Source organism: Brevibacillus sp. SKDU10 (assembly GCF_001645205.1).
GTDB classification, from domain to species: Bacteria; Bacillota; Bacilli; order Brevibacillales; family Brevibacillaceae; genus Brevibacillus_B; species Brevibacillus_B halotolerans.
The window spans coordinates 54,095-69,273 of sequence record NZ_LSSO01000204.1; the positions used below are offsets into that span (position 1 = coordinate 54,095).

The 15,179-nt window shown below is 43.5% G+C and carries 11 protein-coding genes and 1 riboswitch; of the genes, 8 read left to right on the forward strand and 3 right to left on the reverse strand.

The window, feature by feature from the left end; translation table 11 throughout:
* Positions 1–23 precede the first annotated feature (23 nt).
* The 5 genes from essC to lplA all read left to right on the forward strand — a co-directional run bounded on the left by essC (position 24) and on the right by lplA (position 9,083).
* The gene (gene essC / locus AYJ08_RS20955; protein WP_064019321.1) at positions 24–4,238 is read left to right on the forward strand and encodes a type VII secretion protein EssC; all 4,215 of its coding nucleotides are present in this window, start codon (positions 24–26) and stop codon (positions 4,236–4,238) included.
* Between the two features lie 150 nt (positions 4,239–4,388).
* A complete protein-coding gene (locus AYJ08_RS20960) occupies positions 4,389–4,658 on the forward strand; it encodes a WXG100 family type VII secretion target (protein ID WP_064019322.1) in 270 nt (89 codons plus the stop codon).
* Between the two features lie 181 nt (positions 4,659–4,839).
* Positions 4,840–6,966 carry a WG repeat-containing protein gene (locus AYJ08_RS20965; RefSeq protein ID WP_064019323.1) on the forward strand — a complete coding sequence of 709 codons (2,127 nt, stop codon included), beginning with the start codon at positions 4,840–4,842 and terminating at the stop codon, positions 6,964–6,966.
* A gap of 156 nt (positions 6,967–7,122) precedes the next feature.
* Positions 7,123–8,028 carry a LysR family transcriptional regulator gene (locus tag AYJ08_RS20970; RefSeq protein WP_064019324.1) on the forward strand — a complete coding sequence of 302 codons (906 nt, stop codon included), beginning with the start codon at positions 7,123–7,125 and terminating at the stop codon, positions 8,026–8,028.
* Positions 8,029–8,081: 53 nt separating this feature from the next.
* Positions 8,082–9,083, forward strand: coding sequence for a lipoate--protein ligase (gene lplA, locus AYJ08_RS20975; RefSeq protein WP_064019325.1), 1,002 nt, complete (start codon positions 8,082–8,084; stop codon positions 9,081–9,083).
* A gap of 213 nt (positions 9,084–9,296) precedes the next feature.
* Here the strand turns inward: lplA and nadE are convergent, their stop codons facing one another.
* From nadE to AYJ08_RS20990, 3 genes are all read right to left on the reverse strand, one after another.
* Positions 9,297–10,124: an ammonia-dependent NAD(+) synthetase gene (gene nadE / locus AYJ08_RS20980; protein WP_064019334.1), complete on the reverse strand. Its 828-nt coding sequence runs from the start codon at positions 10,122–10,124 to the stop codon at positions 9,297–9,299.
* Between the two features lie 161 nt (positions 10,125–10,285).
* The gene (locus tag AYJ08_RS20985; protein ID WP_064019326.1) at positions 10,286–12,049 is read right to left on the reverse strand and encodes a UbiD family decarboxylase; all 1,764 of its coding nucleotides are present in this window, start codon (positions 12,047–12,049) and stop codon (positions 10,286–10,288) included.
* 140 nt (positions 12,050–12,189) lie between these two features.
* Complete coding sequence (locus AYJ08_RS20990; protein WP_064019327.1) at positions 12,190–12,783, reverse strand: GNAT family N-acetyltransferase; 594 nt, start codon at positions 12,781–12,783, stop codon at positions 12,190–12,192.
* Positions 12,784–13,323: 540 nt separating this feature from the next.
* On the opposite strand from AYJ08_RS20990, the gene AYJ08_RS20995 reads away from it, so the two are divergent.
* The 3 genes from AYJ08_RS20995 to thiS all read left to right on the forward strand — a co-directional run.
* Positions 13,324–13,680: a hypothetical protein gene (locus AYJ08_RS20995; RefSeq protein WP_064019328.1), complete on the forward strand. Its 357-nt coding sequence runs from the start codon at positions 13,324–13,326 to the stop codon at positions 13,678–13,680.
* 116 nt (positions 13,681–13,796) lie between these two features.
* A riboswitch (TPP riboswitch) is annotated at positions 13,797–13,906 on the forward strand.
* Between the two features lie 315 nt (positions 13,907–14,221).
* On the forward strand, positions 14,222–14,911 hold the full coding sequence (locus AYJ08_RS21000) for a thiamine phosphate synthase (protein ID WP_064019329.1): 690 nt from the start codon (positions 14,222–14,224) through the stop codon (positions 14,909–14,911).
* 88 nt (positions 14,912–14,999) lie between these two features.
* A partial coding sequence (gene thiS / locus AYJ08_RS21005; protein WP_064019330.1) for a sulfur carrier protein ThiS occupies positions 15,000–15,179 on the forward strand: 180 nt, incomplete at its 3' end.

The window sequence follows — 15,179 nt, forward strand, 5'->3', positions numbered from 1 at the left end:
AATACAGGGGAGGGGGAGCAGGAATGGCCTATGATTATTTTCAGCGATCACCGCGCTTAAAGCGTACATTACCCAAGCAAACAGTAGAAATCCATCGACCTCCTCTTGTTCCCCAACCACCCGCTTTCTCCATCATTTCTATCTTAATCCCCATTATTATCACGGGGATTTCGCTTTTTGCTTATTTATATATGGGATCGAGAATGAATACGGGAAACAAGAATTTTTTCGTGTTTCAAATGATTTTTATGAGCACCATGATTATTTCATATACGGTTCCGGTGTTTACCTATCTGTATAACAAGAGAAATTATCGTAGACAGGCAGAAACACGAACCATTCAGTACCAAGAGCAATTAGAGAAACACAGAAGAGAATTAAAAGAGCTACAAACGGAACAGCAAGCCATTATGCACGAATTGAATCCGTCTGTTTGGGAGTGCATACAGCGGATAGAGAAGAGAAGCAGTTCACTATGGGAGCGTTCTGCACGTGATGAGGATTTTTTACAGTTGCGTTTGGGACTAGGAACGCTGCCAGCTACCTATCAGATTATAGCGCCCAAACAGGAAGGCTATGAGACAGAGCCTTTGATTGAGGAAGCCCAGACGTTGGCTCAAGCCTTTGAAAGAGTTGAGTCGGTTCCTATTCAACTACCCCTGTATCAATCGAAAGTCATAGGCGTGGTAGGTGAGCAGGAGGCTATTCTAAATGCTATCAGGGTGATGGTATTGCAGATGGCGACACATCACTCACCAGATGAGGTGAAAATCGCTGCCTTTTATCCAGAGTGGGAAGAAGAGCAATGGAAATGGCTACGCTGGCTACCGCATACTTGGGATGATGAACAGACCATGCGATTCGTTGCTCAGGAAAAAGGAAGCGCTCACCAACTACTCGACGTTTTGTACAGTCAGCTAAACAGGCGGAAAATGACGAGGGCTACTGATTTTCGTAAAGAGGTAGAGCTACCTTGCTGGGTGTTTATTCTGTCAGCGCCCCATCTAATTGAGGACGAGCCTATTTTGCCCTTACTTTTAAAAGAGGCTGAAGCAATTGGGGCATGTACGATTTTACTGGCGGATAGGAAAGATTCGTTGCCTATGCAGTGTCAATTGATTGTGGAAATACAGGGCAATCGCGGTGTTTGTAAAGAAACTGTCACAGGGGATGTGACTGGTCTAGAAGAGGGCGAGATTGCATGTACTGTAGACGACCTTCCATTAGATAAAGTGGAGCATGCTGCGCGAATGATGGCAGGTGTAAAGGTCAAGCGCTCTACATCAGCAGAAATTCCTCAGCGACTATCGTTATTTGAGCTTTTGGGGATTGAAAAAATAGAAGATTTGGATGTAGCTGCCCTTTGGCGGGCGAATCGGTTTCCTCAATCCTTGCCAGTTCCAGTGGGAGTGCGAACAGGTGGGAAAAAAGTCCTGTTGAATGTACATGACAAAATAGAACGGCGTGGGCATGGTCCGCATGGATTAATGGCTGGCACGACAGGTTCAGGAAAAAGCGAGGCTATTCAATCCATTGTTGCCTCATTAGCCGTTCATTATCATCCTCATGAGATGACTTTTCTATTGATTGACTATAAAGGCGGGGGGATGTCTAATACGTTCAGAGATTTACCGCATTTGGTCGGCTCCATTACCAATCTGGATGATCAGCTCGTAGAAAGAGCGATGGTTTCGTTACGCGCTGAGTTAATCCGTCGGCAAAAAATTTTAAATGAAGCAGGAGACCTTCAGCACATTGATGAGTATTATGAAACGACATGGCGGATGACTCATCCTCTACCTCATTTGGTTATTATTATTGATGAGTTTGCCCAACTAAAAAAAGAGCAGCCGGAGTTTATGAATGAACTAATATCAATTGCAACCATTGGTAGAACGTTAGGCATGCATGTAATCCTAGCTACGCAAAAGCCTGGCGGTGTCGTAGATGATAAGATTTGGAGTAATGCCCGTTTTCGCATATGTCTTAGAGTTCAGGACGATGCGGATAGCCGGGAAATGCTAAAGATACCGGATGCAGCGTGGATTACAACGCCTGGGCGTGGCTACTTACAGGTGGGGAGCAATGAGGAATTTGATTTGGTCCAGTTTGCCTGGAGTGGTGCCCCATATCTAGCAGATCAGAAGCGAAACCAAAACGAGCCGGAGATTTATGAGGTTTCATTAAGTGGAAAACGTACGAAATGTGAGATAAAGGAAGATCTAAACACAGATCAAATGAGAAAGCAAAAGAAGCAGCTTCAGGTTCTAATGGAATATCTGGCAAGCATAGCAGAGAAAGAAGGGGTCAGCCGATTGCCTGGTCCGTGGCTTCCTCCTTTGCCCAAACAGCTTGCTTTAGAGGATATTTCAGAGTGTACATACGGTTGGAATGGTAAGGAATGGGGAGCCAATGCCCCGGGTCTTTCTGCCATTGTAGGCTTAGTAGACGATGTGGCACAGCAGCGACAGGAGCCGTTACTACTATCACTAGAGGAAGGGCATTTACCTATTTATGGAATGCCGGGAACAGGAAAGACTACATTTTTGCAGACCTTACTATTATCCTTGGCTACTCGTTATTCTCCAGAACACCTTCATTTTTATTTGTTGGATTTTGGGCGAACGCTACGCGACTTTTCGTACTTGCCTCATGTTGGCTCCGTCATTTTGGATGATGAAACAGATAAAATCAAGCGTTTATTTCGTTATCTGCTTGAGGAGGTAGGCAGACGCCGAGAGCTACTTGCAAATAGCGGTGTGAAAACACTTCGAGCGTACCAAATGGCTACGGGGAAGACCGTCCCTAGAATCGTCGTATCCATAGATGGCTATCTAAACTTCCGAAATCAGTACTCCTATGAGAATGATCAGCTAGAGCAGCTATTAAGAGAAGGGGGAAGCGTAGGACTTTCCTTTGTAGTGACTGCTAACCGTATTACAGATATTGTGGAGAGAATACGAGGTAACTTTTCTCTGGGAATTGCCTTTGAGCTATCTGATCCAAGCGACTATTATTTTGCGGTGGGGCGTCCTGCAAAACCACCCGTCCAGTTACCAGAAGGAAGAGGGCTAGTGAAAGGACAAGTGCCTCCACTTGAGTTTCAGACTGCCCTACCCATAGCGGGCGCCGACGACATGCAGCGCTCGGTTCGACTGCGCAATGTAATGGAGCAGATGAGCATTGCTTGGAATGGGGAACGTCCAAAAGAAATATTGCCATTACCAGAGGTTGTTTTCTTGGAGGAGCTATTAGCTATCAAGTCTGTTATTCCTAATAAATCCTCTCTCTCTACTAGATCGGATATTTCCATATCCTCACCTTCTGATTCATTTAGAGCTCCTGTAGGTATATATGTAGATGATTTAACTTTGTTTGAGGTAGATTTAAAAGAAGGCCCGTATTTTGTGGTAGGGAGTCCGATGGAAGGGGGAAAAACCTCCTTTTTAATGACATGGGTACTATCTCTATGCGATCGAGTGTCTCCACAAGAGCTGGAAATTTACTGTATCGATTTCCGACCTAGTTCCGCATCCTTACTAGCTCTAGAACACGTAACACACGTCAAGGGGACGGCCACTAGAGAGAGCGAGCTTACAGAATTGCTTACTACTCTAAGTACGAAAATAAAAATGCGCCACACTCATGTTGATCAGCTAAAAAATCAATCTTACAGAGAGCAATCGACTTCTTCTCAGATGTGCAAGGAGGAATTGTTCAATCAGGCTGAATCCATCAAAACAGATCGATTAGAGGGCCAAAATGATAAGGAGCCAGCTCTTCTGCTGGTAATTGATGATGCAGATCTATTTTTCAAGCAGATCACAGATTATCAAATCAAGGACCAATTGACTCAGTTGGTTCGACAAGGCAGAAGCCGCGATCTGTATGTGATTATCTCTGGGGTGCCATCTGATTTTCCATATAGTAGCAACGATTGGTTATCCGAGATTAAAAATATGCAAACAGGCTTTTTATTTGGCAGTATTGATGCCAATGACTTGGCTTTCTTGAAAATCCCATCGACTGAAGCTAGTCATTATCCGCATGCTGCCTATAATAAAATGTTGCCATCAGGTCAAGGCTACTTTGCTAAACGGCGTTATCATCGGGTCAAGGTAGCTGTGCCTTTCGATGAGGAGCGATCCCTACAAGAGCTCATCCGCACTATTAATCAAAAATGGGTACAGAAGGATGCTTGTAGGCCGATAGATTCACAAAATAAAAGTTATCGTTAAAAATGAAGGGCGAAAGTCCTTTTTAACTATAAGTGAACATAGGTGTTTCTTTCTAAATCAGCTTCCTTACAAATTGGGAATTGTTTCTAAAAATACTCTAGGCTACAATAGGACAAAAGAGAATGTGAACGACTTGGGGGGAAAAAGAACATGTCACGCATTTTAATTTCGCCTGATCAAGTGGATGAAGTAGCAAGCCAGTTTCAACAAAGCAAGGAACAAAGTCAGCAAGTGATTGATCGTCTGAACCAACAAATTCACCAAATGGAAGGTCAGTGGGACGGGATGACGAAACAAAAATTCTTCCAGGAATTTCAGGAAGCGAACAGGCAAATGACTGGATTTGTCCTGTTGCTTGAAAGTATATCAAATGAATTACATGCAATTGCGACGAAGTTCCGTCAGGCGGATTCTCAATAAAGCAAGAAAATCAGAAAAGGACTAGGTGGGAAAGAGAGCCTAGTCCTTTTCTCAGTGAGAGAATACATAGCACAAAAATAATAGTCAAAAATCCTTGGAACGCGCATTTATGGTTTTTTTGCGTTCCACAATCTATGTTTACTTTATGAATGCTACGAGGTAAGAAAGAGAGGAGGCTCTCATGGTATTTCAGCCGAGAGTAGAGGAAGAGCTTCATCTACACAATGCTACATATACAATCGGCGAGCATCCAGTCGCTCCTCATGTTCCCTACGGTCAGGAGGGGCGTCAAGGAATTGTCTATCAAATGATTCCTCGAAAAGAAGCAGGTTCCAAGTGGAAGGCATTAAAAGTGTTTCGTCAGCAGTATAAAGATCCGAAGCAGGTTTATCTATCTGAACAAATCAAGGACTTTGCTACTTTACCAGGGCTATCTGTATGTGACCGCGTTATATTGACACCTCAGAAACATGGAGGGCTATTAAGTCAGCATCGCGATCTGATGTATGCAGTGGTTATGCCCTGGATAGAAGGACCTACTTGGATGGATATTATTATAGATAAACGGGTATTAAGCCGGGCAGACAGCTTAACTTTAGCACGTTCATTAGCTAAAGTTTTATCAACTATGGAACAACAAGGGTTAGCTCATTGTGATTTATCCGGACCCAACTTGATTTTGCCAGGTTTAGTCAGGGATCAGGTAGAAGACGGCTTTTCCCATGTAGAGCTGGTAGACGTAGAGCAATTATATGGGCCGAGATTGGAGAGGCCTGATGTCTTATTTGCAGCATCTCCCGGCTATTCACTGCCACAAACCTCACCGTTAGGCTTATGGAGTAAATATGCTGATCGATTCTCTGGAGCTATTTTACTAGCCGAGATATTAGGCTGGTATGATGAAACGGTCAGAGAAGCCGCTTGGGGAGAAAGCTATTTCAATCCAGAAGAGATACCTCACAGCACAAAAAGATACCCGCTTTTGATAGATTCTATTCGTAATTATTGGGGGGCAGAGATTGCTTCCTTGCTTGATCGTGCTTGGCAATGCAAGGAGCTAAATGAATGCCCAACCTTTGGAGAATGGTTGCTCGCTTTAATGGATGTACAGGAAGATGGACAAACAGGATTCGAAAAACAGAATATGGCCGCCGATCAACCAACGATTCATATTCCCATACCGCAAGAAAACATGCCTTTTTCTGGAAAAGGGGCAGAACGAATGCTTGCTCCGGAAATCTTGAAAACGGAAGAAAACGCTCAAGGAGACTTTGCAAATTTACCTGTCATCTATCAAAACATAGAACAAGCTAAACAGTGGGAAGAACAAGGGGAGCTGGAACGTGCAATAGAGACGTATCGAGCTGTGCAGAAGCAACTAGATCCCCAGCATGCTCTAGCTCAGGATTTATGGATGATAATTGCTGAGCTTGAAACAAAAATAAAAGCACCAAAGCCTTTCCCAGAGGAGAAAGCATCCCAATCGGCACCTGCCAAGCAAGCGGAACGTAAAAACAGCATGGCTAAAAAATCGCTTGGAGCAGGAGTTGCTGTTGCCTTTTTTCTCGCAGCAATTGGTGGTCTTATGTGGAGTAATGAACAAAATAAGAAGCAAGCAGTCAATGCTATTGAGATAACACAACCTGCTGAAGGGGACAAACAAGCTAAGGAAGCGCGAGAACCTTTGGAAAAAGAAGCTGTGGAACAGCTAAAGGCTGCTAAAAACCTACAGGAGGAAGCCATACAGGAGGAGCAGCTAGCGAAGGAGAAGGCTGAACGCGATGCCAAAGCAAAAGCAGTTCAAGGAAAGAAAGAACAGACGAATGAGCAACAAACCCCTAAAATAACAACTAGCGTAAAGCCTGAAAAGACCAAGAAAGATATGCAACTAAAGGAAGAAGCGCACGGCAAAACAAAAGCAGCTCAAGCGTCACCTACTAAAGTAACGATACATACACAAGAAAAAGACAAGATACAGGTGAATCAGAAAAAAAGCACTCCAAAGCCGAAACATCCCACTCTTATCCCTAGAGAGAGGGCAGGGAAGTGGGGCTTTGTTGAGTTAGATTCAACTGGTACTGCTAATGTCGTGGTCGAGTATCAGTATGATTATGCGATGCCTTTTTCGGAGGGTTTTGCTGTAGTGAAGAAGAATGGCAAATTTGGCTACGTGAATACTACAGGTCAGGTAGTCATTGCATTAACCTATGATTGGGCATCTAGCTTTCAAAATGGAAAAGCTACAGTGAAAAAGGACGGAGAGAATGTAGTCATTAATCCTCAGGGGATAGAATTGCATACCCAGTAGCCACACCCTGCGCCGTTTCAATAGCCCTAAACTAGTTAGCCACGATTCTCTATAAGAAAATGATTATCCATTCCCTTCTGGGCGCGTTTAGAAGGGGATTTGGTGCTGAGATGGAATAAGGAAGGAATAAACAAGCCAGAGGAGGAGTTCTGAGCCATGAATTTCGATTCCCTACGAATTTTTGTCAAAGTAGTAGAAAAGCAAAACTTCTCCCGTGCTGCTGAAGAGCTTAATCTGTCGCAACCCGCGGTCAGTCTACATATTCGCCACTTAGAGGAAGAATTTGATACTAGCTTTATTATTCGTTCCCCAAAGCATGTGAGGGTGACTAGAGCAGGAGAACTTTTTTATCAGAAAGCCAAACAGATTCTCTATGCCGTAGATGAAACCCGATTGGAGCTGCAAGCCCTCAAGCAGGAAGTAAGCGGCCTCCTTTCTCTTGGTGCAAGCTATACGATTGGGGAGTATTTCTTGCCTAAGCAATTGGTCATGTATACCAAGGAGTATCCAAAGGTACAGACGCAGGTAAAAATTAATAATACTCGAGAAATCATTGAGGCGTTAATGGATGAGAAAATCGATGTAGGTTTAATTGAAGGGTCAATCAGTAGCTCTGATGTGGATGTGCAGGTTTTTATGGAGGATCAATTGGTGCTGCTTGTTCCAAACGACCACTCTTTGGCACGCAAAAAGGTTGCAACTCAGGCTGACTTAGAGAACCAAGTATGGATTTTTCGTGAGTCTGGGTCAGGGACACGTGAACAAAGTGATCAAATTATCCAAGAGCTAGGGATACAAGTAAAGCGTTATTATGAGTTTAGTAGCAGCCAAGCAGTTAAGGAGGCAGTAATGGCCGGACTGGGCATGTCAATTGTTTCTGGATTGATTGCGAAACGCGAGGTTTTTTTGAAAGAATGTAAAGCGCTTGCTATCAGTTCAAAGCCGCATAAACGCCTTTTTTCGCTCATTACAAAAAAAGGTAGACCCAAAAGTAGGGCGGCTCAATTTTTCGAAGACATGATATTGCAATCTCCAGAGCTTGAGCAACAGAGTAAGAGATGAGATAATAGAGTGAAAATCATTCTTACTGATAACTGGCACTGGAGGGCATCAACATGAAATTCATTGACAATCAAGGCATTACTGACCCACGAATTAATCTAGCTATTGAGGAATATGCCTTAAAACACCTGCCGGCAGATGATGATTATCTGTTGTTTTACATAAATGAGCCATCCATTATTATTGGTAAAAACCAAAACACGATCGAGGAAATTAACGCGGATTATGTGGACGAGCATCGAATTCACATTGTCCGCCGTTTATCAGGTGGTGGTGCGGTTTATCATGATTTAGGCAACCTAAACTTTAGCTTTATTACCAATGACGATGGCAAGTCCTTTCATAACTTTAAAAAGTTTACGGAACCAGTTGTGTTAGCTTTGAAGGAAATGGGAGTAGAGGCTGAATTAAGCGGACGAAACGATATTCAAGTCGGTGAACGTAAAATTTCTGGCAACGCTCAATACTCCACGAAGGGACGCATGTTTAGCCACGGTACTCTCTTATTTGACTCTGAAATGGAGAATGTAGTAGCAGCGCTGAAGGTGAATGCTGCTAAAATTGAATCGAAGGGTATCAAGTCAATCCGTAGTAGAGTTGCTAATATCACAGAATTTTTACAGAAACCAATGACTATCGAAGAGTTTAAACAACAAATTTTACACTCCATCTTTGCTCAGGGTGAAGTAAGTGAATACGTGTTGACCGAAGAGGATTGGAAAAACATCCATGAGCTATCCAAGGAACGCTACCAAAATTGGGAGTGGAATTATGGAAAATCACCGAAGAGCAATTTCCAACAAACCAAACGTTTTCCGGTAGGAACGATTGAGCTTCGTCTTGATGTGGAGAAGGGAAAAATCAAACACGCAAAAATTTATGGCGATTTCTTCGGAGTAGGGGAAGTATCTGATATTGAGCAAAAGCTTACCGATATTCCGATGGAGAAGCAAGCGATCCGTGAGGTTTTGGAGTCACTCCATTTGCCAACCTATTTTGGAGCTATTACTGTCGAGGAATTATTGACGCTGTTTTTTGACCATGACACCGAATAGCAAATGAGTAAGGCGTTAAAATAGATAGGTAACCGCGACATTTCTATTTAGAATGCATGTTATGAAAAACAAGGCAATGATTTCGCCTTGTTTTTTTGTTTTTGTAAATGAAAAGCAGATTAGCAGCATAATCTGCTAACCTGCTTGCATCAAAAGCCTTCAGGTATCCAGATAGGGCCAGCATAGTTTGCCCTCCTGGCTATGTAACGAGCTTTATTTTTGTTCCTTCCACCATGTATCAAATGGCGTAACGGGAAGGTGGCGTTTGTGTGCTGTACGAAGGTAACGCTGATCAATTTTTTCAGCAATCTCGCTTGGAACAGATTTCCCTTCCAAGTAATCGTCTAATTGCTCATAGGACATACCCAGTGCTGTTTCATCAGGTAAAAGTGGTTTATCATCCTCAAGATCTGCTGTAGGTATCTTGGCATAGAGAGATTCCTCTGCATCAAGAGCTTGTAATAACTGTTTACCCTGACGCTTGCTGAGGCCTGTGAGAGGTGTTACATCACAACCACCATCACCGAATTTGGTGAAAAAGCCTGTAACCGCTTCAGCCGCATGGTCTGTTCCAATCACTAACAGTTGGTAATGGGCGCCTAGATCATATTGAACCTTCATACGTTCGCGTGCTTTAATGTTTCCTTTAAGAAAGTGAGATAATTGTTCTCCAGTAGCTTCCTCAAAGGCTTGTACGGAAGCATCTACAGCTGGTTTTATGTTTACCGTAACCGTGCGATCAGGCTTAATGAAAGCGAGCGCACGCTGGGCATCATCTTCATCCTGTTGAACTCCATATGGCAATCGAACAGCGATAAAGCTATAATCCTTACCAGTTTCTTGGCGAATCTCTTCTACGGCTAATTGGGCGAGACGACCTGCCAATGAAGAATCTTGTCCACCGCTAATTCCAAGTACATACCCTTTGGTGTGCGTTGCAAGCAGATATTGTTTTAAAAATTCCACTCTTGATCGTATCTCTTGCTGCGGATCGATGGTCGGTTGCACATCCAGTTCCGCTTGAATTTGTTTTTGTCGCATGCTTATCCCTCCATTGCTCCGACTATCTTCTTTTATATTATATGGGTTTTCCTTGCAAAGTAAATCTGGCAACAGAAAAACCTCCTTCCTCTGTCATCTGAGGTAGGAGGTTGTCTATTTCTTTGTACACTGATCTAGAAGCGGCACACAAGGACTATTACTTACAGATGAGGAAAGTATTCCTTCCAACGTCTGCTGACCAGTTTGTCAATGTCTGGACGGGTTTCGACTTCTGCTGGATAGAACGGCTTCATACGAGCATCTACGATTAATGGCCCCTCATAACGGATTTTATTGCGTACGATAGTTGATTTGGCATATAGATCGTTTGCTGGATCAAAGCGCGTAAAGACTGTCCAGAGGAAGCTGCTTTCCTTGCGAGAGATTGCAGCGTCATCAACGATACAAATCATAGGCCAGTCCGCTAAATGTTCATTGGCATAAGCGATCAAATCTTCCCCTATTTGCGGGGCATCTTCAAATTTTGGTCCTGAAATTACGAGACAGCCTGGGCAAAAAACCTCTGCATGAGGAAAACGCGGGATGTCTGGCCCGTTATAAGTGTGTAGCAGGTCACGAACAGGATCGCCAATGCCGAGCATTACCCCTTTGCTGCCATGATTAAATTTGCGTCCTGTATAATCAAGTGTATCGTTGGAGGTATCGTTGACAATCAGTAGATCACGTTCTGGTTGGAAACGAGCTAACACGATCTCTAAAAACTTACTGAACTGCGATAGGTCACAATGTACATCCGTTACCATCAAAAACTTAGTTAATGTAAGCTGACCTTCCCCTAGAATTCTAAAGGCATGGGCCATTGCTTCCTTATAGTAGCTTTCGCGTACGATTGCTCCTGCTAATGCATGGAAGCCAGTTTCCCCATACGTCCAAAGAGCCTTCACTCCAGGCATGACCACAGGGAAAAGCGGTGACAGCAGGCTTTGGAGGTATTCACCAATAAAGAAATCCTCCTGGCGCGGCTTACCAACCACCGTAGCTGGATAGATCGCATCTTCCCTGCGCCACATTTGCTGCACATGGAAGACAGGGAAGTCGTGAGCTAAGGAATAATAGCCAAAATGGTCGCCAAACGGTCCTTCTGGTCGGCGAACATGCGGAGGGACAATACCGCCAAACACGAATTCTGCTTCCGAAATAATTTTATGTGGATGATTATCTACATCGGTCATTCCTAGCTTTTCTCCCATTAAGAGAGAGGAGAAAATAAGTTCCGGAACCATCTCTGGTAATGGAGCAATAGCAGAGACAATCAGAGCAGGTGGTCCGCCAACTGTCAGGGTTACCGGCAAAGCACGGTTACGTTTTTCTGCCTCGTAATAGTGGAACCCACCACCTTTATGAATCTGCCAATGAATACCCGTAGTATTTTCATCATACAGCTGAATACGATACATCCCCAGATTGTGTTCTTTACTGACGGGATGCTCTGTGTAGACAAGTGGCAATGTAACAAACGGGCCCCCGTCTTCATGCCAGCTAGTAATAGCAGGTAATTCCTGCAAATTGACATCAGTTGTATGTACCTGAGCAACAGGAGCATTTTTTAACGATACGTTTTTCGTACCTGTTTTCATGACACTTAATAAAGGATCACGTAATCCCCAAAGGGCAGAGAGCTTCGGGGGCATTAGCTTGTCCATGTTACTTACTAATTGCTGAATGATCTTTTCTGGCTTTGGTCCGAATGCCATATCGACCCGTTCACGGGTTCCAAATAGATTGGTTACAATAGGGAAGCTTTTCCCTTTAACATTTGTAAAAAAAAGGGCTGGCCCTTGTTCATCAATGACTCGACGATGAATTTCTGCCAATTCCAAATATGGATCGACAGGAGTATCAATCTGCAATAATTGTCCTTCATCGCGAAGCTGTTGGATAAAAGTTCGTAAATTTGTATGCATGAAAAGAGGTCACCTCATAATCTATCATCGCTTGTTGATCTCTATTCTTAACTGTACACGAACTGGATGCATTGATCTAGCCTAAGATTGTACAAAATAAGCGAAATAGGGAGGTTTTTTTCAAAGAAGGGTGTACTTTCCTATGAGTAACGTTGCATCATAAGGGCCAGCTTCTCTTTTACCTGAGGCCATTCTGAATCAATGATCGAAAACATAGCAGTATCACGGACATAACCATTGGCCAGACGCATATGCTTGCGAAGTGTTCCCTCATAGGTAGCCCCGATTCGCCGAATAGCTCGTTGGGAGTTCTCGTTGCGAGAATCGGTCTTAATTTGAACGCGAACGCATCCGAGATGTTCAAAGCAATGGCTTAGCAACAAATATTTACATTCCGTATTCACGCCTGATTTCCATACGCGTGGAGTGAGCCCGGTTGAACCAATTTCTAAGTGATCATCCATACTAGAAATATTCATAAAGCGAGTAGTACCAATAATGCGTTGGGAGGAACGTTCCCTAATGATAAAAGGAAATTCCACTCCTGCATCCTTTGCATCGTATGCTTTTTTAAAATAGGCTTTCCAATCCTCATTTGTAACCATTGCTTTCGGTAAAAAGGTCCAAATTTCGGGAAAGCTTCCGACCTGCTGAAGCTCTGCTTCGTGTTCTGGCTGTAGCGGTTCGAGTACCACAAAAGTTCCTTGTAATGGAATGGGAGTAATAACAAGCATCTAATTGGCCACCTATCTATGTGAAAGTTCTAAATCTTTTTTCTATCATCAGATTAAAAGGTATTCAGCAGAGAAGCAACTCATTTTTTAGGGGTGCTGTACGTTGATAACTGGATGATTTAAGTGAGAGAAATCCACCTCCATGTGTAACTTTCACTCACATCGGGGAAACTAAGCCGAACAATCGGGAGGTGAGTCAAACCATGTCCAGCAAGAACAACAAATCTCAAAACAAGGCGAAAAACAGAGGTAAAACGCTAGATACCAATGACCAAAACAGTAACATTCGCGATAATGGAAATACGCATAAAGCATAGAATGTGCGTAAAACACAAGGTCCCCTTTCTAGAAAAAGAGAAGGGGACTTTGATTGTGTATACATGCCATTGTTATTTTTGTAATAGCACGATTATTTTGATTTGTATTCAATGTACAGTGCGGCAAGGCTTGAACTGGGCAAAATGCCACCTAGAGGAAACATTCATGCTATAATAAAAATAAATCTACGGCAGATAGATGGGAAGAGACGGAGGCAAACTTGTGGAAGACTCAATGATGCACCTACATGCAAACGAAGTGGTTCTTAGCACACAAGCATTTTTAATCTTGTGCCGTTTGTATGATAGTTTTTACGATGAATTAAGACAGCATGAGCAACTAAATGAGGTGGCTGAAAAGACAGCGGCGGTTTTGTTAGATGGCGTTGAGGCTTTAAAAGAACAGACGCAGCCGCCTAAACAAGTGGTGATGGCTTTAGATTTCTCCAGTTTATTTTTAGTGAAAAAGCTGGTAGAACAAGCATATCGGGAAGTAAGTGAGGTACCGGAGCAGGCCAAGGCTCTGGGATGGTTAGAAGAGTGTATGCAGGCAATGAATAAGGGAATGATTACACACTGATACGAGGCAGAATGATCTGGTGTGAACAATGAACGAGAATTTTTCTAAAGAAAATCTATCTGTTTACAAATAAGTAGTGACGTGGTACTGTAAAAGCGAATTCAAAACTTTATAACTTTGTACCGAGCGGGGGCCGAGCTGTCGGCTGAGATTGTAACACTATGCGTTACTGACCGTTGAACCTGATCTGGTTAATACCGGCGGAGGAAGAGGGCAACCGAGAACAGAGTGAAGATAACTTTGTTCTTTCAGATGCATACGAAACCATCCGCTACGGGTGGTTTTTCTTTTTATAAAAAACAACCTGTAGCCGTTTACAGTATGGATCAAAAAAGCAGTAAGCTACTAAAGATTTTCAGCTTACGAGCAGCTAGTTCAGCTTAGCCTCCGCTATCTATTTCGGTGCTATCCGAAAAGAAAGCGGGGGCTTTTTTGATGTCAGGCATGAATGGTCCCAACTAGATCGGTCAGCTATAGAGGTTCGTTTCAAACAACAAGAAACAAGGCATATGCGAATATCTTTGCGAAAGGAGTTGAATTTTTGCGAGCACGCTCCCTTCATCTCATGACCACAGGGCGTCAAACTCTCAGAGAAGTGTTGCCCATTATAGAGAAGGCAGACCAAGCAGGAGTAGATTATCTACACATTAGGGAAAAGCAGCGGACAGCAAGGGAATTAGCTGAATGGATCAGGCTCTTGTCGGATGTTTTTCCAAGGGACCGAATCATCGTAAATGACCGTGTGGATGTAGCGATGGCTTATCATTGCGGCGGTGTACAGCTTGGACAGCAAAGTATGCATGCCAGCTTGGCAGGTCGTATGCTGGCCTCCCACCAATTGCTGGGTTGTTCGGTTCATAACGATCAGGAATGCTTGTCGGTACAATCGTTACAACCCTCTGACAAGTACGATTCATTGACAGAACATGATTTCATACCAAGCCGTCCTCCAACCTTTGTGATAGCGGGGCATGTCTATGTGACGGAATGTAAGCTCGGCGTAGAACCGCGTGGTCTTTCCTTTGTAACGCGAATGCGGAAACTGTTAGCGCCTAGCATCTCACTAATTGCGATAGGTGGCATAACTCCTCAGCGTGTTAAGGACGTGATAGCGGCTGGAGCGGATGGTATTGCTGTAATGTCGGGGATCATGCAGTCAGCACGACCGCAAAAAAGGATAAGAGAGTACCGTGATCAGCTTAATGAAACAGCAGGATATGCTATCCAGTAGCTACCCTATTCGATTTTTGCTTAAGCTACGCCAAACGCTGGAAAAAGAAGACGTAAAAACAATCACGCAAGAAACGAGGTGACCGTTTTTGCACGCTAGCACAGTACAGATTCAGGTTAATGGTAAAGCAACAAGTGTAGAAAAAGGTACGACAGTGGAGCAATTGCTTGTCCATTATGGATTAGAGCAAAGAATAGTGGTTGTTGAGCACAATCAAATCATCCTTGATCGTACCAGCTATGCCCATACAGCCATAATGGATGGGGAT